Genomic DNA, 23,593 nt, shown 5'->3' with positions numbered 1-23,593 from the left:
GAATGGTCTATTGTCAACACATTACAATAGACCAATAAATGTACAATTAATGGCTGTATTTACGATTATTTTTTAAAACGTCGTTCATACATAGACTCATTCATTGCTTTAGCTGCTTCAACCATTTCAGTATAGGGGCGATCTGTAACGCTAATAAAGCCAACATTATAGTTTTCGCCATCGTAGGCTCTACCAGTAATTGGCGAGTCGATATATTGAAACCAATGTGCGCCAATAAAGTAAGGGTTGTCGATGACTGAGTTCATGTAATCTGTATACATTTTTGCTCTGTCTTGCTGGTTAGCTGCATGTATTAACCCAGGGTGAAACAAACCCGAGTCAGATGCGCCAATATGAAATTCGCCAATAATTGCTGGTTTATCAAATTGTGATAAAAATGCCCATTTATCTTCTCTTAAGCCTTCTTTGTATGCATTAAAGCTTATTACATCTACATACTTAGCAGATGCTTTAACCACTTCGATTGGCATGCCCCAATCCGGAAAACGTGCACCTAAATACATATGATTTGGCAGGTATTTATCCATAGCAGCATCTACAACACTAAAATACTTGTCGGCATAGGCTGTAAGTAAAATAGCAAAATCACTCAGTTGTTCTTCATTTTTTATATCAACCGTTACACCTTTGTCAAACTCAACCCATGAGGCTAAGTTTAAGTGCCATACCTTATTAAGTTTAGCGACATCAGTATATTTTTCTTTCATTAAGCGAGAAAATTCAGCTTTAGTAGGCACTGTTTTAGCATCACGGCCTAATGTGTTTATTACAATACCATAATGGCTTTTAACGGAATCAGGGCGGCCAAAGCTTTTTTCGTTATCAATAAATACGCCTACTGCCCAAGGCGAATTTTTAACTTCTTTTGCAACAACACTAACGGTTTCGTTAGCACGCACTGTAAATTCAGGGTCGAATACATCCGGCATGGCTCCCCAAAAATCGCTTCCGCTTGATACGGTTTTAAAATCACCTATAATCCAACCATTGGCAAAGTAGGGCACTTTTTGATTATCGTAATAACTCGGATCAGTCCAATTACCCAGTGAGCTAAAGCCCCATGTGATCATTCTATCAAGAGTCACTTCTCGCCATTTTTGCATGTAATCTGCATTATTTTGACCATATTTACGTTCTAAATTAGCTGCGTAAAAGCTATATGTTTCGCCGTGTTCTAACGGACCCGAATGCGCACTTTTACGATAGCCAAAATGTTTACCTAGAGGCTCATTATAATCAGGTAGCCATTCAAATAAATTTTTACGCACTTGTGACGCTACAAAGCGGCTTTTAAGCGCTTCTTTATTTACTTGGTTTAACCCTTTTGAATCCTCAGGTGTTACACCTGCATTAGCTGGTTTAGCCAACAACGCTTGATCAAAATCGTAACCAGTTAGTGTTGTTGAGTTTGCAAGACGAATAATATCAATTCCAGTTGCAAGGTATAAATAGCCATCAGGGTCGACTAATGACCATTTATCATTATATTTAGCCGTTCTAAAATAACCAGTAGCTTCTAATTTTGGACCTTCTGCCCAGCCACCAAAGCGTGAGCGATTAGTAGGGCGTTTAGAAAGTAACTGTGCTGCTTCTTGTTTTTTGTCGCTCAATAGCTCGGCTTCTGAATGTACCTTCCCTGAAAATTCTTGTTTGGCATTTTGGCCAAATTCATCAACAATTTTGGTTAAAAAAGCAGTATTAAATTGAGGGTTTTTACGAAGTGAAATAGATTTTATTGCCAGCTCTTTGTCATGCAATGTACTTTGCACGCTAATTGCTATTTTAGCGATGCCTTTTAAGTTAAGATTTTTTTTACCCCACATAGAAATAAACTGTACCTCATCAGACTCCCATGTATCAGGGTTTGAACGAAGTCCTGAGGTAAAGTTTAGTTCTACATTTTCCTCGCCATCAGGGGTTGCAAGGTCGTGGCCGTCAAGCTTTGCGTAATACGTGTTGTATCCACCTACCGGTACATTAACGCTACGCGTATAGTTAGCACCGTCAATATCGGAGATATCTAAATAGATTTGTACAGAGTGTGTTCCTGGGTTTGCCAATTCAAAGGCAAGATTAAAATCACTAAATTCACTCCAATCCCAAGGTTTTTCCGGTGAAAAAACAATACTAGCGTACGAATTTTTCTTAGATTGAAATGTCACATCTAATACAGAGTTTTCTGCCTTTACAGTGGCTGCATTACTTTTGTATTGAACTGGGGTTAGCTGTGTGTGTGCAGCATCAGCAAATAAATACATTAATGTATCTGCTGAATTAACCTCTGTAGGCTCATTGGTTGGTTTTTCAACCTTGATTTCTTGTTGGTTACAGGCACTTAGCGCAAGTAAGAGCGATGTGAGTAGTATGTTCTTTTTATATTTCATTGCTGTTCAACCTTTAATTACAATTTAACATACCATACAACAAAAAAACCAAATTGAATATTGTTGACAATATGCAATTTTTGTTTTTATGTGTTATTTATAATAAACTTTTGATTTTGTTTAACTAATTTTTAATGTTAATTGTAAAAGAGTTTAAGTTAAAGCATGATTTCTTAAAATAGATGTTGCAAGTGCGTTAATTTTGAAATAGTCTCGAAGTTATTACTCATGGTTAATTGTTAACAATGTTGGGTTTTGACACTAGCACTCGCTTTATTCTCTATATAAAGCAACACACAATGATAACAACAAAGTTGGATAGAAGTATGAATGGTAGCAAACGTAATGTGTTTTTCTTTGCATTTATCGTCGCCTTTGGTGGCTTTATTTTTGGATTAGACGCTGCTCTTATTTCAGGTACGGTTCGTTTTGTATCTGCAGAATTTAATTTATCTGACATCCAAATAGGCACTGTAGTAAGTGCGCCTGGTTTTGGTGTGCTATTTGCTTTAGTCATTACCGGTTACATATGCAATATGTTTGGCCGAAAAAATACCTTAATAGGCATTGCGTTTATATACATACTGTCGGCAATTGCATCGGTTTTCGCGCCAAGTTACGAGCTATTAGTTACTGCTCGTTTTATAGGTGGATTAGCATTCACGTCTTTATCGGTCGCTGCTATGTATATAGGTGAAGTTGCACCGTCTAAGTACCGTGGTAAATTAGTGTCTATGATTCAAATAAATATTGTTGTTGGATTATCCGCAGCGTATTTTGCTAACTACTTACTTGTTGATTTAGCTCACAGTAATTTTGAGTGGGTAACACAGTGGAATGTACAAGATAATTTATGGCGCTGGATGCTAGGCGTTGAGATTATTCCTGCTATTTTATGGTTTTTATTATTATTTACTATTCCCCAAAGCCCGCGTTGGTTAGTTATGAAAGGCAACGAAACACGCGCTATAACTATCTTGCATCGTTTAAATAAAAATACTGAATTGGCCCAAGAGCAACTTAAGAGTATTAAAGAGAGCTTGGTTGATTACAGCGAAACAGGTGGGTATTTTTCTTCATTTAAACAACTACTCGAAAGTCGTGTTCGCACAGCTGTCATTATTGCTTTTACTATTGCTATTGTGCAGCAAGTGACGGGGATTAACGCCATAATGTTTTATGCTCCAACGGTGTTTGAACAACTGGGAGTCGGCACTGATGCTGCTTTTTTTAACGCTGTTTTAATTGGTTTAGTCAGTATTGTATTTACTGTGGTAGCTATTGCTTTGATAGATAAGTTAGGGCGCAGACCCCTTGTTATTTGGGGATTAGCAGCTGCAACAATTAGTTTGTTTATGTGTTATTTAGGCTTTAGCCAGGCAGAATATAGTTTGTCGGCTGAAGATATAACCTCGTTTTCAGCGTTAAACTCTATTACAGGACTGGAGCACATAATTGGTACCGTGTATCACAGTGATATTGAATTTAAGCAGGCTTTAGCGAGCGTACTTACAGCTTCGCAACAGCAATTATTTGAAAGCGATTTAATTTCACGCGCAGCAACTATAAACGCGCCACTTATATCATTTGGTATAGCGGGCTTTATTGCAGCCTTTCACTTTTCGATTGGGCCAATTATGTGGGTAATATTTTCTGAAATATTCCCGACTCGTATTCGAGGTGTGGCCATTCCTACCTTTGCATTTATAGCCAGTGTAATTAGCTATTTTGTTCAGCAGTTTTTCCCATGGCAGCTAAGTAATTTAGGCGCTGCAAACATCTTTTTACTTTATACCGTATCGGGTGTAGCCGGCTTTGCATTGTTATTTAAGTTTATGCCAGAGACTAAAAATAAATCGATAGAAGAAATTGAAGTCTACCTAGAAGGCCTACACACTAAAAAAGTACAGGAGGGTGTGTGAGTACTTTACTCGCTATAGGCGAATGTATGGTTGAGCTAGTACCAACAGGTATTAGCGAATGCAAGCAGTCATTTGCGGGCGATACTTACAATGCTCTTGTGTATGCAAAGCGTTTTGCTAACACACTAAATTGCGCGCTATTTACAGCTGTAGGTAGCGACGTCCTGAGTGCCAATATGCTCAAATGTTGGCAACAAGAAGGTATTAATACACAAAACGTGATTACAACAGCAGACTATAACGTGGGTATTTACGCTATTTCAACGGATGCTGATGGTGAGCGAAGCTTTGATTATTGGCGTAATCAATCAGCAGCGAAGCATATGATGAGTTTATATACTCAAAAGCCATTTAATTTAGGTTTGAAAGAATCAGACTGGGTGTTTTTCAGTGGCATTAGTTTAGGTATTTTAGATGATGAATCTAAACAAGGTTTACTCACATTATTAGTTGCTCTTAAAAAACAAGGCTGCACAATTGCGTTCGACCCTAATTATCGCGCGCGTATGTGGCAATCAAAAAGCCACGCTATTGAATGGCTAGAGCGTGCTTATGCGCTTAGTAATGTAGTTTTACCAGGTCTTGATGATCACCGTGTGTTATTCGGTCATTCAAGCATTGAAGAGATTGTTCAGTACTGTACACAATTTGATATCGACGAAATTGTTATTAAAGCTGGTAGTGCCGGGATGCAGGTTTATTGCAAAGATGATCTTAAAGCGTCATGTCCGTTTACACCCGCTGCAAAGCAAGTTGATAGTACAGCGGCAGGTGACTCATTTGCCGGAACCTACTTAGCCGCCAGAATGTGTGCACAAAACCCTCAAAATGCATTAGAAATGGCTGACAGTGTTGCCTCACAAGTTGTGCAGTATCAAGGCGCGATTTTACCTCTTGACGTATACCAGTCGCTAAATATAAGCCTAGGTAAGTAAGGAATTAACATGTCTGATAAAAAATTAAGTTTAGCAAGTAAGCGTGCAATAGAGCGTGGCTACGATAAATATGGCCCGCAGTGGCTTACAGAATTTGATATAGAACCGTTGCTGGGTGATTTTGCCTATGAAGAAGGGGTTATACGTCGCGATCCTTCATCTGTTTTATACATTGATGGTGTTTACCATTGTTGGTACACCAAAGGTGAGGGGGAAACGGTTGGTTTTAACTCTACTAATCCGAATGACAAAGTATTTCCATGGGATTTAACGCAAGTTTGGCATGCCACCTCAAAAGACAGTATTACATGGCAAGAACAAGGCTTAGCTGTAAGCCCAGGTAAACCAGGTGATTACGACGACAGAGCAATTTTTACGCCTGAAGTGTTTGAACACCAAGGTCATTATTATTTGGTTTATCAAACAGTACAAACACCTTATACAAATCGTCAGTACGAACATATTGCAATAGCTCACTCTGAATCTGCATTTGGGCCGTGGATAAAATCACCAAAACCGATTGTAAGCCCAAGCAAAGATGGTAAATGGCTTGGTGATGAAGACAGTCGTTTTGCAGTAACAGCTAAAGGTAGTTTTGATAGTCATAAAGTACACGACCCATGTTTAGTATTTTTTAATAATAAATTTTACTTGTACTACAAAGGCGAAACCCAAGGTGAAGGAATGAACTTTGGTGGTCGTGAAATAAAACACGGTGTTGCTATTGCTGATGATGTATTAGGTCCTTATGTTAAATCGCCTTATAACCCTATTTCAAATAGCGGTCATGAGGTCGTTGTTTGGAATTATAAAGGGGGTATTGCTAGTTTGCTAACAACCGATGGCCCTGAAAAAAACACCATTCAATTTGCTCAGGACGGTATTAATTTTGAAATTATGGCGCATATAAAAGGCGGTCCAGAAGCGATAGGCTTATATCGACCAGCGCAAGGGTTTGAGCAAAATCCAGCACCTGGAATTAGCTGGGGGTTGTGCCATAAATACGATGCCAGTTGGAACTGGAACTATATTTGTCGTTTTACTCCTCGTAAGCAAGTGCTCGACGCCGGTACCTTTCAAAACAGTAACTAGGGAAAGTAAAGAATGAGTGAGCAACAAAATCAATTTGACCCGACAGAGCATCCACACCGGCGTTTAAACCCATTATTAAATGAATATGTGTTGGTGTCGCCACACCGGGCTAAACGCCCATGGCAAGGTCAAGAAGAAAGTGTAGATATTGAGGTTAAACCAGAATACGACGAAAGCTGCTTTTTATGTAAAGGCAATACGCGTATTAACGGTGAAGTAAATCCAGATTACAAAAACACCTTTGTGTTTACTAATGACTTTGCCGCCTTGCGTGAAGGTGTGCCTGATGTGGAGCAAACCGATCCCCTATTTAGTATGCATACAGAGCGTGGCACTGCGCGTGTTATTTGTTTTTCGCCTAATCATGCAAAAACACTACCAGAGCTTAGTGTTTCGCAAGTTACAAATGTAGTAAGCACATGGCAAGAGCAATGCATAGAGTTATCAAAAACTTACAAATGGGTTCAGGTATTTGAAAATAAAGGCGCTGTAATGGGGTGCTCTAACCCACATCCACATGGTCAAATTTGGGCACAAAATAAATTACCTAGTTTGGTTGCGCGTAAACACGAAAACCTCAAACGATATTACGAAAAGTATAAAAGTAATTTACTGCTTGATTACGCAAAACGTGAAATTGAAAAGCAAGAACGCGTGGTTTGTGTAAACGATGATTGGCTGGTGGTTGTGCCTTATTGGGCTGCATGGCCATTTGAAACACTGCTATTGCCTCGGTTTGCGATTACTCAAATGATACAGCTGACAGACGCTCAACAAAGTAGTCTAGCTGAAATTATTAAAAATATAACAACTCGTTACGATAACTTATTTCAATGTTCATTTCCGTACTCTATGGGCTGGCATGGCGCGCCTTATGATGGTCAAAGCCACTTATTTTGGCAATTACATGCGCAGTTTTTACCGCCATTACTACGATCAGCCAGTGTTAAAAAATTTATGGTTGGTTACGAGATGATGGCCGAAGCACAGCGTGATATTACACCCGAGCAAGCTGCCACTATTTTGAAGAAACAATCACTAACGCATTATAAAGAGAACACTAAATGAATGTTGAACAAAGCGCACGGTTAGCTTTTTCAAACCACTTTGGACGCGATGCCGACTTTGTTGTCAAAGCCCCAGGGCGTGTTAATTTAATTGGTGAGCACACCGATTACAATGATGGTTTTGTACTGCCTTGTGCCATTGAATACGCTACTTACATTGCGGTGTCCCCTCGAACTGACGATGTAGTAAATGTACTTGCACTTGATTGCGATAACCAAACCGACAACTTTTTAGTAAATAAACCGCTTAATAGCCACAGTACGCAAACGTGGAGTAATTATGTTCGCGGCGTAGTTGATGAACTGCAAAAACGAAATCATAAACTCAGTGGCTGCGATATATGCATCACAGGTAATGTCCCGCAAGGAGCTGGTCTTAGTTCATCGGCTGCACTTGAGGTAGGTATTGCTTATGCATTTAATCATTTATGTGAATTGTTTATTGAGCGAAAAGACATAGCTCAAATTGCACAAGCCGCTGAAAACAATTTTGTGGGCTGCAACTGTGGAATTATGGATCAGCTTATATCGGCGTGTGGTCAGCAAGGACAAGCATTGGGTATAGATTGCCGCTCACTTGATTTAATTGAAGTGAGCATTGACCCAAAGATGACTATTTTAATGGTTAACTCAAACGTTAAACGAGGCTTGCTTGATAGCGAATATAACTTACGCCGAGAGCAATGTTATGCAGGGGCAGAAGCTTTGTCTAAACCGAGCTTGCGCGATGTAAGTATTGATGAGTTTGAGGCAAAAAAACATACATTAAGCGTTGAAGTAGCCAAGCGTGTAGAGCACATTGTGTATGAAAATGCGCGCACATTAGAAGCCATGCAAGCCTTTAGTAATAACGATATAACCAAACTAAGTACACTAATGGCACAAAGCCATGCCTCTATGCGTGATTTGTTCGAAATAACCACCTCCCAAATTGACATTCTTGTGAATATTATCGCAAAAGTAATTAATGAACACGGCGGCGTAAGAATGACGGGCGGTGGCTTTGGTGGTTGTGTAGTGGCGTTTGTTCCTAATTTTTTGGTAGAGAATGTAATTAGTGCTATTGAAACGCAGTACGAGCAACAAACAGGATTAAAAGAAACGATTTACATAAGCGTACCTTCAGCTGGTGTATCACTTATAAGAGCATAAGGACAATCTAATGAAAAAAGTACTGGTAACAGGAGGGGCGGGATATATTGGCAGCCACACTGTTTTAAGCTTATTAAAAGATGGTTTTGACGTAGTAGTAATAGACGATTTAAGTAACTCGAGTCGTGAATCGCTAACTCGCGTAGAAGCGTTATCAAAGCGAAAAGTTGAATTTATTCACGCCAGTTTACTTGATAACGATAAGTTGTCTGCCACGTTTAGCGAGCATAAATTTGATTCGGTTATTCACTTTGCAGGTTTAAAAGCGGTAGCCGAATCCATAGAAAAACCACTTGAGTATTATTATACCAACTTGGTGTCTACCTTAAATTTATGCCAATGCATGCTTAAATATAATGTTGATAAACTCGTGTTTAGCTCATCAGCTACAGTTTATGGACAAGGCGCATCGGTGCCTTATACCGAAAGTTTACCTCTAGGGCGTGCAGCAAGCCCGTATGGGCAAACAAAGGTAATGATTGAGCAAATACTACAAGAAATAGTCGCCTCAAATACCGGTTTGCAAGTAGCCAGCCTGCGCTACTTTAATCCTATTGGCGCAGATATTAGCGGCCAAATAGGAGAAGACCCATTAGGTATTCCTAACAATTTAATGCCCTTTATTGCTCAAGTTGCTGTAGGTAAACGTGACAAATTAGCTATTTTTGGAGGCGATTACCCTACTGAAGACGGTACATGTGAGCGTGACTATATACACGTTAGTGATTTAGCCAATGGTCATATTAAAGCCCTTAAATGGCTTGGCGAGCAACACCACAGTCTATATGAAGCATTTAACCTAGGCACTGGTACTCCTTATTCTGTGCTTGGCATAGTAAAAGCATTTATTGAGTATACCGGAGTTGATATTAACTTTGACATTGTAAAGCGCCGAGATGGCGACTTAGCTGCCTTTTGGGCCGATTCATCTAAAGCCCAGTCTGTTTTAGGCTGGCAATGTCAATATACCCTCGCAGACATGATGAAAGACACATGGCGCTGGCAAAGTAATAACCCTAATGGCTATCCAAATGTATAACTTCCTTATGTAAAGCACTGTCTACACAAGGCGCCCTAATCCACACACAATAATAAAGGTGATTAAAATGAAACGGAGAAGTTTTTTAAAACTCAGCGCTGGTCTACTAAGTTCAAGCCTGTTAAGTGGTTGCAGCGGATTATTTGCATCATACCGAGGTGACTTAACCTCAACTGCGCCATTAGATAATACGAATTTTAGTAAGCAGGTGTGGCTTGGTAAGCATTTTTGGGGCAACAGACTACAAGATTGGCAGCGTATAGGTAATGAGCTTTTATGTACCCGAGAAGGAAAAGATTTTGAAGCGCGTACTGTATCGTTACTCACCAGGCAACTTAATGGCTCATTACAAAGTGGGCGTATAAAAGCCACCGTACGCAATTTAACACCGAATGAAGAGGGCTTTTGTGGATTTTTATTAGGAATTGGCAAAGGTGAGCTATCAGCTAAAGGTGCTGCTTTAGCACAGCGAGCTGGTGGCGAAAATGGCGGAATAATTGCCGCCTTTGACAGTTTAGGTAAATTATCATTTAGACAGTTTGATGATGAAAGCAAAGCGCTTGATTTTACTATTATTAATCGTGCTCCATTTAATATACAACAATATAAAAGCGGCGATAAAATAACACTCGATTGCCATTTAGACCCAATAGATGCACACCATTTTGATATTCGTCTTGTGGCAAGTAACACAAATACAGCCCAGGAGTTAGGATTTGCAGTACTTCACAAAGTACCCGCAGATCAACTGCAAGGGGGGATTTCGTTATTAAGCTCCTCAGAGCCTTTTGTAGCAGGCGCACGTTGGGGGTTTAGTGATATTGAAACCGGTGGCGGTAAAATAACTCTAAATAATGCCAATACCTTAGGCCCGGTTATGGGGTGTATGTATAGCGTTAATAAACAGGTCCTCAAGTTATCTTGTCAGTTAATGCCTATTAATATTAAAGAATTTTCACGCGTAGAGCTGCAATATAAGTTTGAAAACCAATTGGATTGGCAGCATGCAGGCACAGCAAAAATTGAAGATGGGTTTGTAGCAAGGTTTAGGTTAAGTAATTGGAACTATTTAAAACAAGCTCAATACAGAATTGTTAACCCACAAAAGCCTGAAGACACTTTATACTTTGGCACTATTGCTAAGGACCCACAAAATACTAAAGAATTCACGATTGCATTGTACTCTTGTATTATTCCTACCTCCAAAAGCTTAGACAACACACATTACACGCGCCTTATTAGCAGCGAGCGCGATTTAGGGCGTTACACCAAAGATAATATTTTATTCCCTCACACTGAGCTTGTTGAAAATGCCAATTATCATAACCCTGATATGTATGTTTTTTGTGGCGATCAGTACTATGAAACATACCCAACTCGTTATGGTCGGCACACAAAAGATGCCAAACTAGATACCTTATATAAATGGTACTTATGGTACTGGGCATTTGCCGATAGTATAAAAGATAAGCCTACACTTGTTTTGGTTGATGATCATGATGTACTGCAAGGTAACTTGTGGGGCGATGGAGCCGAGCACTCCGATATGCCAAAAGAAGAAGACGGTGGTTATAAGTGGGATAAAGACTTAGTTAGAATGATTTACCGTATGCAAAATGGGCATAATCCAGACCCTTACGACCCTACGCCTATTAAATATGATATTCCTGTAGCCTACGCCACTTTTGAATATGGCGGAATTAGCTTTGCGATGGTTGAGGATCGTAAATTTAAAACGCCACCTGACTACAAAGCTAATAAGCTTGCCACAACGGGTGAGTTATTAGGTAAACGCCAAGAAGCCTTTTTAAAAGACTGGCAAACTATGCACCCGGGTAAACCTAAAATATGTATTACAGCTTCCATGTGGGGGTCGCCTCAAACCGATGAAAATGGCAAAGCATTAATAGATTACGATGCACATGGCTACCCGGCGGATGGGCGTACACGCGCAGTAAAACTAGTAAGTGACGCTAATGCATTAGTAATTGCGGGAGATCAACACCTCGGGTTGCTTGCCTACCAAGGAATCAATACCTTTGATGATGGCAGCTTATTTTTTGCAGGCCCAGCTAGTGCGGCGTTTTGGCAGCGTTGGTTTGAACCCCACGCACCTTTACCCAATCAGCGAAACAACGACAAAAATACCGGTGATTTTACCGACACGTTTGGTAATAAAATGCGTGTACTGGCTGCAGCTAATCCAAAAGTAACGCATAAGCTTTTTGCTAAACAAAATACAACGTGGGGTAAATTTTTAGCAGACCGAAACTTAAAAAGCGAAGGTTACGGAATTATTAAAATAAATCACGCTAAAAAATATTATCAGTTAGAGTGTTGGGAATGGAATACCGATCCTTCTATAGGCAAACAGTTTGCTGGTTGGCCGTATATAAAAGAATTTTGATTAGGCTAGGGCGTGTTGATCTTTGTGGATTGAAATTTGTTCAATCTAGGGGCGATTTAATCGCGGCGCGAGGTTTGTAACCTAGTGGGCTAAGTAAAAACCGAGCAACAAAGAGTTAATCGTCCCTAGAAAGAACCCAACAGGCAGCGCATGTTTGGTATTTATGCTGCGTTATCGCCTATTTATGGGGAATAACCACACTTTATAGGCTCTGCCTTGCCTAAAAACCAAACATACTGCTGCAAATTAACCCACCAAAGATCAACACGCCCTAGATAAACTCTGTGTAAATATTTACTTTAACACTGTTAATTAAGAGCAATTTAATGCTTACGCATTAAGTTGCTTTTTTATAATTAAGCAAAGATTGTTAACAAAATACAGTTGACAATTGTTTGGTTATTATATTATTGTTTACAAAAGATTAACCTGACAACATAATAATACCTTAGAAAGGGAACACACATGACAATCATCAACAAAGCGTTCAAGTTGAGCGCGATTACAGCTGCAGTACTTGCAACACAATTGGTTTACGCCAAGCAAGACGAAAGCACACAAGAAAAATCGAAAGTAGAAGCCGATATTGAAATAATTGAAGTCAGCGGGTTAGCCGCCAGTCTTAAAAAATCTATTAATGATAAGCGTTTTGCTGAAAACGTTGTTGACTCCATAAACGCTGAAGACATTGGTAAGTCCACTGATCAAAACATCGCTGATGCGCTTTCTCGTGTAACTGGTGTGTCGGTGCAATCTGTTGATGGTGAAGGCGCACGGGTGACTGTTCGTGGCGCTAATTCACAACAAAATAACATCAGTATGAATGGTGTCCAGCTTGGCTCAACAGGTTATAGTCAAGGTGTCGATTTATCGCAGTATTCTTCAGATATCTTATCTAAAATAGAAGTGGTTAAAACCCCAAGTGCCGATCATGAAGAGGGGGCATTAGGTGCCAATATAAATTTAACAACAACTAAGCCGTTAGATTTAAACTACGAAATAAACACCATGACGCTCGAAGGTCGTTACAATGACTTATCAGAAGAAGATAATTACAAAGTGTCGGGTACATTTTCAAGAAAGTTTTTTGATGATACGTTTGGCGTGGTTGTAACAGCAGTTAAAGAAACCAATGCGTATCGTAAAGATCAATACTCGGCAACAGATTGGTATGCCTTAGAATCCCCTTTAGCGAAAGATACTAACGGTAATGTTATTGAAAATGCTGTAGGTATTACACCTCGAGCCGTACAGTATCAATATCAAGAAAGTCAAAATGATCGTGTGAATTTCAGTCTAGGTTTACAATGGCGCGCAACAGAAAATACAGAATTTAACTTTAATGCTATTGTTGGTAAGCAAGATATAAATAATTCTATGCATGGAATTAACACCCGCTCAGTAGAAACTAAAAACTTGGTTGAAGGTGAAGACCCTGGTTTGGCTGGTGTAACTGCTGAATATACAGATCCTGAACAAGACTGGCGTACCATTGATTTAGAAACGAATACATTTACTAAATTTGTTAACCGCTTTGGCAGTGGTGGCTTGGTACAATCTGAAGGGGATTTTGAAAATAACAATCAAATATTTTCTTTAGATATGAACCATAATTTTAGTGATTCATTAACGATGGATGCGGGAGTTGGTTACTCTAAAACTGAGCAAATACCCAATAATTCTGTATATGTAGCATTACAAAATTTTGCAAACATTAGTGCATGGAGTTTAAAAAATGTTCCGCCTGAAGATATGGAACCTGTGGGTTATGACTGTATTAGTGGGAAGTGTAATTTAGTAACCGGTACGGGCTTAATTGACTATGGCGAAAATAATACCTTTGGTGATCCAGAAAGCCTGTGGGATAACTATAGCACTACCGGGTTTAACCCTGACGAATTAGATGCTCAGCATTTATCTTACATGGGCAGAACTTTAAATAGGGTAGAAGATGAACAAAAGTCATTATTTGTCGACTTTGACTACGTTCTAGATTCAAATAACTTTCGTTCAATCGAATTTGGTGCTAAATGGTCTAAACGTTCTAAGTATGTTGATGCACAGCAAGGGTCTTTTAACAGTGTAGGTGAAGGCGTTGTAATTACAAACCCAAATACTGGATTACCTGCGGTTTTAGGCAGTGGCTTACGTGATATCACCGGGGCAATGGTTACAGACGGCAATGAATTCCCAGTAGATGATTTTATGGCAGGCCTTGGTTATGGTCGCGATAATGTAACTGATGGTTGGAATAGCTTTTCAGCTTTCAAAGCGTTTGAAGTTGCGTTAGGTAGCCCAGAAGTGGCATTTAATACTGATAATTCAAATACAAGAAATACAGAATTCGATAACCTAGCATTTTACACAAAGCTCAACTTTGAGTTATTAGATGGACGCATTAGTGGTGATGTCGGTGTTCGTTATGTTAAAACAACGGTTGAAGTTCAAGGTGCATCAGGTGTGCAGTTTGCTTATGACCCATCAAATAATGCCCGTTTAATGGATCCATTCAAGCTTGCAGAACTGCGTGACCCAAGTTTACCGCTTTGTGCAGCGACTCCGTTTTATGGCACTAATTATAATGAAGAAATTCGTTGGTCTAGAACGGATGGTTTGGGTTATGACACCTTAGGAACCAATGATAAGACTGATGATGTTAGGATACCAGATCAAGGCCCGTGTCATGATCCTAACGCGATACAAGGTAGCGAGTTTGAATCTGAGTGGTATTTATGGCGTCATTCTGATGTTTCGACAGAAAAACATTGGATTTACGGTGAACGAGTTTATGATGAAGCAGGGAATTTATTACCAACGGAAGACAGAAGTTTACGCTCTTTTGCCGTTACGGATGAGCATGAATATGATTTATTTTTACCGAGTTTAAATCTAAATTACTTATACAGTGAAGATACCATTATTCGTTTCGCAGCATCAAAAACAATGGCACGCCCGCAAATTGACTCGCTTCGCCCTGGTTTTAAAGTGAGAGAAACGCAATGGGGTGGCGAAAATCGTAATAACTCAATTACACTGACTAATCCTAAATTAGACCCTCTTGAATCATTTAATTTAGATTTATCTTATGAATGGTACTTTAATGATTCCGGCTTATTAGCCGCGACGTTATTCTATAAAGATATGACTAACTTTGAAGAATCAGAAACAATCGTTACTTACATGGATGATTTACGTGACGTAGGTTTAACAGAAGGCGAAACCTATGATCCAAATGATTTAGTACTGATTGCTGGCCAAGATAGCTTAGAAGGGTGTATGCCTAAACGGTTCCAAGGTGGCCAGGATTATCAAAAAGAGTGGATGTATTCAGGTGACTTAGAGCAAATGTGTGCCAAATTTAACACTACCCGTATTAAAAATGGTAAAGGGGCAAGTATTAAAGGGTTAGAGCTTCAATACATGCAAACCTACGATAACTTACCGGGTATTTGGTCCGGCCTTGGCTTACAGGCTAACTATACATATCAAGACAGTAAGTACGATCAAGAAGTATCATCGATTGATAATAATGTAAAAATTCCTTCATTGGCGGTTGCCTATACGCCAGAGCATAGCTACAACGTAACGGGTTTTTGGGAAAAAGATGGTCATCAATTACGTCTATCTTACCAAGGGACAACCGATCAGCTTGTACAACGCTCATGGGAAAACGGATCGCTGTGGGAAGAGGGACGTAAAACGCTCGACTTTTCTGCAAGTTATAAAGTAAATAACTACATGACGGTATCACTACAAGTTGCCAATGTAACCGACGAAGGCGTACGCCAATACTTTACGAGTCGTTTCTTAAATGCTGGTGGCCAAACGTTCTCCGAAGGCAGCCCACTAGAAGGGGATGCAACTAAGTCACGCACGGTCTACCAGTATCATACCGGACGTACATTTAGACTTAATACCCGTATTAATTTCTAAATTTTTAATCTAATAAAAAGCCCGCAGCATTGCTGCGGGCTTTTTGGCTTTTGTTACTTGTCTCGTCCTGAAATGTGTTTACACATTTAGGGCTTATTATGACCAAGTCAAATAATACACCGATTAAAAGAACACAACGAGATTATTCATTAGGCTTTAAATTGCAAGTTGTCGACGCTGTAGAAAAAGGCGATATGACTTATAAACAAGCCCAAAAAATTTATTAACTGAAAGTGGAGAATCTATCTCATTTTAGAAATTGTTACTGTAGTTTTCTCATAGTGGGAAGCTCTAATCGGTTATCTAAACAAAGCTTTATATAGGGCGGGTTAAGAAAACTATCTGCAATAATACCTTTTTATAACAAGCTAGCTAAAATATTTAGTGTCTAGGTAAACATCTCTGATAATACTTGCAATTAACTTTTATCAATTTGTAACCGTTTTTAGAAAAAAAATGCTGATCTTTAGTAAAAAATCAAATATAGTTTGTTTACTGTTAACAATATTTGATTTGTGAGATTAAAACTATGAACAAAAACATATCTCGTCGTTCAGTCCTCAAAATACTAGCTGCTGGTGTTGCTGCTACAGGAATTTCTGGTTGCACTAGCAGTTTTGGGACAGTGGCTTCAACAACTACCCGCGGTACTAAATCTCATCATGATAATTGGTATAAAACGTATGATAGAGTATGGCTTGGAAAACAATATTGGGCTAATCCAATGGAGGATTGGCGCGTAGTTAATGGTGCTGCTGAATGTAGAAGTAGAGGTGGTAATCGTAGTGTTCATTCACTCACTCACCAAATAGCGCATCTTGACCAAGCTTTTACAATGTCGGTGCAAGTGTCTCGCTTAGAGCAAAACAGCAACGATGGTGGCGCGGGTATTCGTCTTGGTGCTAAAAGTGAATTAAATGAATACCGTAGTAATTGTTTTGTACAGCAGGGTTATGACCTTGGTATTAAAAACAACGATTTAGTGTTAGGCAATAACACCGTGCCTATATCGATTCCGATAGAGGATCAAGCTGTTACTTTAACGCTGACTGGAACACCTCAATCAGGTGCCATGGCTTTAGAGTTAACGGCTAGTTTAACGTCGTCAGGAAAAGTGATAGGTACTCTCACTCATTTGGCTGCAGCCACTGAATTATTAGGCAATGTGGCGTTGGTGAGTAACTTTTCGATTCCATCCGTCACATATGAAAATGCACCTGAAGACAAGTTGGGCGCACGATATAAATTTAGTAATTGGACCATGCAAGGTGAAGCATTTTCAGTAATAGATGAACAAGCGTTTGGTCCGATACTTTGGACTATGTATTCGTTAAACGATACATTGAGTGATGAAGGCTTTGTGATGAAGTTGAGTGCTTACACAGGGCCTATAGGTGAGCAAGATAATCAGCAAATAGAACTACAAATACAGCGTGATGATCAGTGGCTCGCTATTGATTCGCAAGTCATAGACCATGATGGCTGGTTGGCGACCTTTCGTATTGCTAATTGGGATGAAACACGCGATACGCCTTTTCGGGTTGTATACCGTGAAAAACACACAGATGGTACACAAACCCCAGATATATATTCAGGGATTATAAAAGCGAACCCAGCGAGTGAAAAATTACGAATGGCCGCGCTCACGTGTCAAAATGATTATGGTTTTCCGTACCAACCTGTTGCTCAAAATGTCGAAAAACTAAACCCCGATTTGGTGTTCTTTTCTGGTGATCAAATTTATGAAAGTCATGGCGGATTTGGTGTAATTCGTACTCCAGATAATTTAGCGATTTTAAATTACTTACGCAAATTCTATCAGTTTGGCTTGGCTTTCAAAGAGGTAATGCGTAATCAACCGACAATTTGTTTGCCCGATGATCATGATGTACTCCAAGGTAATTTGTGGGGGGAAGGTGGTGCAAGGATGGAAAACATTTCCAAAGACCCTTCAGCAAGTGCATTAGGTGGTTATATTGATTCTGCACGCGTGGTAAATATGATACATAAAACCACTCTCAACCATAATCCAGATCCTTATGATCCAACGCCAACTAATGGTATTAGCTCGTATTATGGCACTATGCTATATGGCGGTGTCGGTTTTGCGATTCTTGCCGACAGACAATGGAAAAGTGGCCCAGAGCGTATTAATGTTGCGGTTGGCGAAACGGGACAAGATGAAGACCCACTTTTTTATAATCCTATATTCAATCCCCCCGGCTTAGACCTGTTAGGAAACCGCCAAGAGAACTTTCTTATAAAGTGGGGTAATGATTGGCGTGGACATAAATTAAAAGCGGTATTAAGTCAAACGGTGTTTGCTGCTATTTCTACTCATCAGCCCTTGCCTGATCGCTTCTTGAAATATGATTTTGATTCGAGTGGTTGGCCTGCATCTGCACGTAACCGTGCAATTGACGCAATGCGTGACTCTATGGCGTTACATATTTGTGGAGATACCCATTTAGGTTCTTTATCGCAATATGGCGTAAACCAGCAAAGAGATAGCAATTGGGCTTTTTGTACGCCAGCTATTTCTGCCGGTTGGCCAAGATGGTGGAAACCTGATTCGATGAGCATGCCTTACCAAAACCGGCCAGCACACGGCCTTGGAGAAACTGGCGAATATAATGACACTTTCGGTAATAAGATTTATGTCTATGCGGTAGGAAATCCACAGGTTGGTAAATCCAGTAATCGTTATGTAAAGGCACATGAGAAAGGGAGTGGTTTTGGCTTTATTACATTTGATTCTGAAAAGCTGACATACACAATGGAAGCATATAAGTTTTTAATAGATATAGCCGATGGTAAAGCAAGTAATCAGTATCCAGGATGGCCAGTAACTATTCATCAACAAGAGAATAAAGGCAAAAATATATTAAGTTAACTTATATGTATTAGTTCAGACAATATCTGACAATTCAACTTGAAAAAGTGAGAGTTACCCGTTTTGATAAAGGTGTCGAATCTTTAAATCAAAACAAACAAAAAGGTAACTCTCATGTTGCATACTAACAACCCAACCATAAAACACAAAGCTGGTTTACTTAACCTCGCTGAAGAACTAGGCAATGTATCAAGAGCCTTTAAAGTCATGGGCGTATCACGAGATACATTTTATCGTTATCAAGAACTCGTTAATGAGGGGGGATTGATGCATTAATCGAAAAGAACCGCCGTACACCAAATATAAAGAATCGCGTTGACGAAGAAACAGAGCAAGCCGTCATTAAATATGCAGTTGACTATCCTGCTCACGGCCATCATAGAAGCAGCAATGAGCTTCGTAAATTAGGCGTGTTTGTTTCAGGTAGTGGTGTTCGTTCAATTGTTAGCTATACGCTTAAGGAAGAACTATAAAAAGATCTGGACGAATGGATGGATTACTACAACAATGATCGGACTCATCAAGGGAAAGTATGTTGCGGTCGAACACCACTTAAAACATTACTGGATGGAAAAACGGTTTGGGCAGAAAAGAATTTAGCTCAAATCTAAACTAACAGTCATCATTAGAAAAATGGGTAACTGTCAGATCAAGCCTGAGCTAGTACATATTAAACAGGACTTACTTAAATTCTCCCACTTTTATTAGTGAGTCTACCTTAACATTAGTGAGCGTTTTTTGGCTGCCATCTCGCCATGTAATTACAACTGATGAAAGCGTATCAGCTTGTGCTAATCCAAAATGCACAATATTAAGTAAGCTTTGCGAGTGAGATGCGCTTTGCGAACCAATAACTTGATATTGAGCTGCACTTGGCGTTTTAATTTGTACTTTTGCACCATACGGATCAATACCACTTTTTGAGTAGCCAACTCTTATAAGGGTATAATGAGCGTCGCTTAACTCAGTGGTATTTTTATACAAATGCCACTGGCCGTTGTCTGTATCACCGCTGAGTAGGTCCAATTTACCATCTTGGTCATAATCAAAGGCAGCCCCCATATCACCATGAGAATCTTGGCCTATTTCAGTATTGGCATTATGTACTGTTGTTGCTTCAAACTTGTAATCGCCTTGATTTATTAAGAGTACATCAGAAATACGCTCTTTTAACTTACCAAAGCGATAAACCATAAAGTCTATTTTAGTGTCATTATTAAAATCTCCTGGTACAACACCCCAGTTATTACTGTTTGTTAATGCTGGTAATTTAGATGAAATATCAACTAGCTTACCGTTATCGTTACGTAGTAATACATCGGTAAGGACTTGATTTTGTGGCTGCCAATCACTTTGGTATTCAGCTACATTTTTGAACGATGCACGTATATCCCATGCAAGGTTATCTGTAAGTACCCATTCAACACGCCATTTATTATTACCTAAATAACCAATGTACCAGCCGGTTTTATCAAGCTTAGTTGGAAAACCGAGCGCTTTTTGTTGGCTAATAGTTGTATTTTTATTAGGTGTATTAATTAATTTTTTTTGCTCTCCGATATATACATCCATTTGGCTTAATAGTTTGGCGCGTGGGAAGTGATAAAAGTCACTTAATATAAGGCTTCCTGAGTTTGTGTTGTCTGTAATGAGTGTTATACCGTCGTGACTCTTGTTACCTTCATCGCGCAAATCTAACCGCTTATTTTCTTTGTTATACGAGATACTATTATTAGCTATTTGGTAATTTGGTTTACCGCGAGCTAGGTAGTAATCCATATCACCATCGTTATCAATATCAGCTTGAGCAATAACTAACGTGTTTTTATATTCTTTGTTATTTGTAATAACGTTGTTAGTTTCATCAGTAAATGAAAAGTCGTTATTTCCTTTGTATATACTTAAATTATTATAAGCATCGAAGCCAAAAATATCGAGTATGTTGTCGTTATTATAATCGGTTAATAATACGCGCTCGGCTTTTATATTTTCAAAAGAAGGTGAGGGGTGATGAGCAAATTTTCCGTTACCAATATTTTCAAAAATTATATTACGTGGCGAGTTTTCGTGAATTAATTTCTCGGCGTTTATCTGTATAAAGTCCAGATCGCCATCGCCATCTACATCAATCCAACGCACAGAGCGCCCGCGAGCTCCCATTTTAGATAAGCCAGCTTCAACAGTTTTATCTTCAAATTTGCCATTATTGTTTTTAAGTAATCGTTGTGGTTTAGGTTTGGTGCCATTTCCGCCACCTAGGGCAATAAGTACGTCGAGATCGCCATCGTTGTCGTAATCACCGGCCGACATCCCATGAAGATCTGCTCGTGGAAAAATATTATCTTGTAGTGTGTATGTATTATCGCCATTTGCCATAAATAACCGAATAGGAGTGGTGTCGTGATTTGTTAGTAGTAGGTCATAGTGACCATCACTGTTTATATCTGCAATGGTAGGGCCGCCATACTTCCAATTTTTTTGTGTTATTAAACCTGCTTGTTCAGATACGTCAGAAAAGACTACGTTGTTATTTGTTTTACTACTGGGCGTGTGTGTTTGTATGTTTTGACTGCATCCCGCTAAGTTTAGAGCGCTGATAATCACTACGCTAAGCGCAGATTTTTTGTTTTTAATCATTATTGTCCCTCTTTATACCGTGTTAATTGTTGACAATATATGTTGATATTAAAACATACAAGTAAATTTTAATAACTATTCTTAATGCTTTTTAACGTATTGGCTTTTGCGCTCTAAAGTTATATTAAATTTTGATAGTGGCTTTACAAACAACATACCTAGGTGTAAATTGTTAACAATAAACCATATTAAGGTGTGATAGTTCACTTTGATATTCCTCGTATCGGCATTGTTTTAATGATGCTTTACTTGGTTACTATTTAATTAAACATTCTTGAAGGTATAAAAATATGCAAGCTGCACAATATATAGGTAACAAGTCATTTAACATTGTTGAAGGCACATCTATTAAACCTAAAGCGGGTGAGATTAGATTGAGTGTTGGATACGTTGGGATTTGCGGTACAGATATGCACATATACCACGGCGTAATGGATCAACGAGTGTCTATTCCGCAAACAATTGGCCATGAAATATCAGGTGTTGTTGCAGAAATAGGTGAAGGCGTTGAAGGCTTTGCTGTAGGCGAAAACGTGGTAGTACGTCCATTAGATTGGTGTGGCGATTGTCCTACGTGTAATGCAGGGCATACGCATATTTGTCAAAACTTAAAGTTTATGGGAATAGATACGCCAGGTGCTTTTCAGTCAAGCTGGACAGTTAAAGCGCGTACTTTGCATAAATTACCAGCAGGCGTTGATTTAAAACAAGGCGCATTAATAGAGCCGTTATCGGTTGCGTGCCATGATGTACGACGCTCGCGCTTACAAGCGGGTGAGAAAGTGGTTGTACTTGGTGGCGGGCCAATTGGGCAATTAGTTGCTGCGGTTGCTAAAAGTGTTGGTGCAGAAGTGCTCGTGTCTGAGCCTAACGAAAGCCGCCGTGCTTTTGCCAATGAGCTAGGTGTTAAATCGGTTAATCCCATTGAAGAAGATTTAGCAGCCTATGTAGATAGCTGGACGCAAACAAAAGGTGCAGATGTTGTATTTGAAGTATCAGGCGTAAAACCCGCAATAGAGGCTATGACCGAAATAGCAGGGCGTCGGGGTCGTATAGTCATGGTGGCTATTCACAGTGTTAAACCTGAAATCGATTTATTTCAATTCTTTTGGAAAGAGTTGGAGTTATTAGGTGCGCGCGTATACGAAGCGGCAGATTTTGATTGGGCAATAGAGTTAATTTCATCGGGCCAAATAGATCTTAAACCTTTTATTAGTTCGGTTAGTTCGTTAACTGATATTAGTAGTGCATTTTCGAGTATGGATGGAAATCCAGAAGGCATGAAAGCGCTTGTTGAATGTAATCCACAATAATAAAAATTATAAAGGTATTAAAATGAATAATATGTTAGAAAAATTTAGCTTAGAAGGCAAAGTAGCCCTTGTTACAGGTTGTAAGCGCGGTATTGGTAAAGGTATTGCACTAGGTTTAGCACAGGCTGGCGCTGATATTATTGGTGTGTCTGCAAGCTTAGAGCTTGAAGGCTCAGAAGTAGAAAAAGAAGTTAAAGCCCTTGGCCGAAACTTTAAAGCCTATCAATGTGACTTTGGTGATCGTGATGCGCTTTATTCTTTTATTAATGATGTTAAAAGCGATTTTCCTAAAATTGATATTTTAGTCAATAATGCAGGTACAATCCTACGTGCTCCTGCGGCTGAGCATGGAGATGATTTATGGGATAAAGTGATTGAAGTTAACTTAAATGCTCAATTTATTTTAAGCCGCGAAATAGGCAAACAAATGATAGAACATGGCGAGGGTAAAGTTATTTTTACAGCTTCTTTGCTTACCTTTCAAGGTGGTATTACAGTACCAGGTTACGCAGCTAGTAAAGGTGCTATTGGGCAATTGGTTATGGCGCTTTCTAACGAATGGGCAGGTAAAGGCATTAATGTAAATGCCATTGCGCCAGGTTACATTGATACCGATAACACTGAAGCATTACGCAATGACAAAGAGCGTAATGCAGCCATCTTAGCGCGCATTCCACAAGGTCGATGGGGAAATCCTGAAGACTTTAAAGGGCCCGCAGTGTTCTTGGCTTCTGAGGCTGCTAGTTATGTAAACGGCGCTATTTTATTGGTTGATGGCGGATGGATGGGGAGATAGTT

13 protein-coding genes and 2 pseudogenes are annotated in these 23,593 nt (G+C 39.4%); 13 read left to right on the top strand and 2 right to left on the bottom strand.

The features are described 5' to 3' along the window. Positions 1-65 precede the first annotated feature (65 nt). Entirely contained in the window at positions 66-2,405 is a 2,340-nt protein-coding gene (locus tag I6F49_RS04465) for an agarase (RefSeq protein ID WP_197178689.1), read from the bottom strand. A 326-nt stretch (positions 2,406-2,731) separates the two neighbouring features. Here I6F49_RS04465 and I6F49_RS04460 point away from each other — a divergent pair, with 326 nt between their 5' ends. From I6F49_RS04460 to I6F49_RS04410, 11 genes and pseudogenes are all read left to right on the top strand, one after another. Continuing rightward, a complete protein-coding gene (locus I6F49_RS04460; protein WP_165727473.1) occupies positions 2,732-4,327 on the top strand; it encodes an MFS transporter in 1,596 nt (531 codons plus the stop codon). Further along, on the top strand, positions 4,324-5,262 hold the full coding sequence (locus tag I6F49_RS04455) for a sugar kinase (RefSeq protein ID WP_197178687.1): 939 nt from the start codon (positions 4,324-4,326) through the stop codon (positions 5,260-5,262). The genes I6F49_RS04460 and I6F49_RS04455 overlap by 4 nt, the downstream gene beginning before the upstream one ends. Before the next feature lie 9 nt (positions 5,263-5,271). Further along, positions 5,272-6,354 carry a glycoside hydrolase family 117 protein gene (locus I6F49_RS04450; protein WP_165727475.1) on the top strand — a complete coding sequence of 361 codons (1,083 nt, stop codon included), beginning with the start codon at positions 5,272-5,274 and terminating at the stop codon, positions 6,352-6,354. A 12-nt stretch (positions 6,355-6,366) separates the two neighbouring features. Beyond that, entirely contained in the window at positions 6,367-7,422 is a 1,056-nt protein-coding gene (locus tag I6F49_RS04445) for a UDP-glucose--hexose-1-phosphate uridylyltransferase (protein ID WP_165740989.1), read from the top strand. Next, a complete protein-coding gene (gene galK, locus I6F49_RS04440) occupies positions 7,419-8,573 on the top strand; it encodes a galactokinase (RefSeq protein ID WP_197178685.1) in 1,155 nt (384 codons plus the stop codon). Before I6F49_RS04445 ends, galK begins: the two co-directional genes overlap by 4 nt. Positions 8,574-8,583: 10 nt before the next feature. Next, positions 8,584-9,612, top strand: a complete 1,029-nt coding sequence (gene galE / locus I6F49_RS04435) for a UDP-glucose 4-epimerase GalE (protein ID WP_197119162.1) — start codon at positions 8,584-8,586, stop codon at positions 9,610-9,612. Between the two features lie 67 nt (positions 9,613-9,679). Next, positions 9,680-12,019, top strand: a complete 2,340-nt coding sequence (locus I6F49_RS04430; RefSeq protein ID WP_197178683.1) for an alkaline phosphatase D family protein — start codon at positions 9,680-9,682, stop codon at positions 12,017-12,019. Positions 12,020-12,484: 465 nt separating this feature from the next. Beyond that, positions 12,485-15,952, top strand: coding sequence for a TonB-dependent receptor (locus tag I6F49_RS04425; protein WP_166376309.1), 3,468 nt, complete (start codon positions 12,485-12,487; stop codon positions 15,950-15,952). 98 nt (positions 15,953-16,050) lie between these two features. Then, positions 16,051-16,176: pseudogene (locus I6F49_RS04420) on the top strand (IS3 family transposase); the annotation flags it as partial. Between the two features lie 305 nt (positions 16,177-16,481). Then, positions 16,482-18,845, top strand: a complete 2,364-nt coding sequence (locus tag I6F49_RS04415; protein WP_197178681.1) for an alkaline phosphatase D family protein — start codon at positions 16,482-16,484, stop codon at positions 18,843-18,845. A 114-nt stretch (positions 18,846-18,959) separates the two neighbouring features. Then, positions 18,960-19,456 (top strand): annotated as a pseudogene (locus tag I6F49_RS04410) (helix-turn-helix domain-containing protein). Between the two features lie 70 nt (positions 19,457-19,526). Here the strand turns inward: I6F49_RS04410 and I6F49_RS04405 are convergent. Next, entirely contained in the window at positions 19,527-21,482 is a 1,956-nt protein-coding gene (locus I6F49_RS04405) for a CRTAC1 family protein (RefSeq protein ID WP_197178679.1), read from the bottom strand. Between the two features lie 290 nt (positions 21,483-21,772). On the opposite strand from I6F49_RS04405, the gene I6F49_RS04400 reads away from it, so the two are divergent. Further along, on the top strand, positions 21,773-22,795 hold the full coding sequence (locus tag I6F49_RS04400) for a zinc-dependent alcohol dehydrogenase (protein WP_197178677.1): 1,023 nt from the start codon (positions 21,773-21,775) through the stop codon (positions 22,793-22,795). Positions 22,796-22,826: 31 nt separating this feature from the next. Beyond that, entirely contained in the window at positions 22,827-23,591 is a 765-nt protein-coding gene (locus I6F49_RS04395) for a 2,5-didehydro-3-deoxy-L-galactonate 5-reductase (RefSeq protein WP_033016439.1), read from the top strand. Positions 23,592-23,593 lie beyond the last annotated feature (2 nt).

This window comes from Pseudoalteromonas sp. SWN166 (assembly GCF_015864485.1).
In the GTDB taxonomy this organism is placed as follows: Bacteria; Pseudomonadota; Gammaproteobacteria; order Enterobacterales; family Alteromonadaceae; genus Pseudoalteromonas.
The sequence above is the reverse complement of the archived record's forward strand: the minus strand, read 5'-3'. Positions and strand labels throughout refer to the sequence as shown.

Bases quoted from the DNA above. Each gene is read 5' to 3' on its own strand.
- I6F49_RS04465 (WP_197178689.1), bottom strand. From the start codon at position 2,405: ATGAAATATAAAAAGAACATACTACTCACATCGCTCTTACTTGCGCTA.
- I6F49_RS04460 (WP_165727473.1), top strand. From the start codon at position 2,732: ATGAATGGTAGCAAACGTAATGTGTTTTTCTTTGCATTTATCGTCGCC.
- I6F49_RS04450 (WP_165727475.1), top strand. From the start codon at position 5,272: ATGTCTGATAAAAAATTAAGTTTAGCAAGTAAGCGTGCAATAGAGCGT.
- I6F49_RS04445 (WP_165740989.1), top strand. From the start codon at position 6,367: ATGAGTGAGCAACAAAATCAATTTGACCCGACAGAGCATCCACACCGG.
- galK (WP_197178685.1), top strand. From the start codon at position 7,419: ATGAATGTTGAACAAAGCGCACGGTTAGCTTTTTCAAACCACTTTGGA.
- galE (WP_197119162.1), top strand. From the start codon at position 8,584: ATGAAAAAAGTACTGGTAACAGGAGGGGCGGGATATATTGGCAGCCAC.
- I6F49_RS04430 (WP_197178683.1), top strand. From the start codon at position 9,680: ATGAAACGGAGAAGTTTTTTAAAACTCAGCGCTGGTCTACTAAGTTCA.
- I6F49_RS04425 (WP_166376309.1), top strand. From the start codon at position 12,485: ATGACAATCATCAACAAAGCGTTCAAGTTGAGCGCGATTACAGCTGCA.
- I6F49_RS04415 (WP_197178681.1), top strand. From the start codon at position 16,482: ATGAACAAAAACATATCTCGTCGTTCAGTCCTCAAAATACTAGCTGCT.
- I6F49_RS04405 (WP_197178679.1), bottom strand. From the start codon at position 21,482: ATGATTAAAAACAAAAAATCTGCGCTTAGCGTAGTGATTATCAGCGCT.
- I6F49_RS04400 (WP_197178677.1), top strand. From the start codon at position 21,773: ATGCAAGCTGCACAATATATAGGTAACAAGTCATTTAACATTGTTGAA.
- I6F49_RS04395 (WP_033016439.1), top strand. From the start codon at position 22,827: ATGTTAGAAAAATTTAGCTTAGAAGGCAAAGTAGCCCTTGTTACAGGT.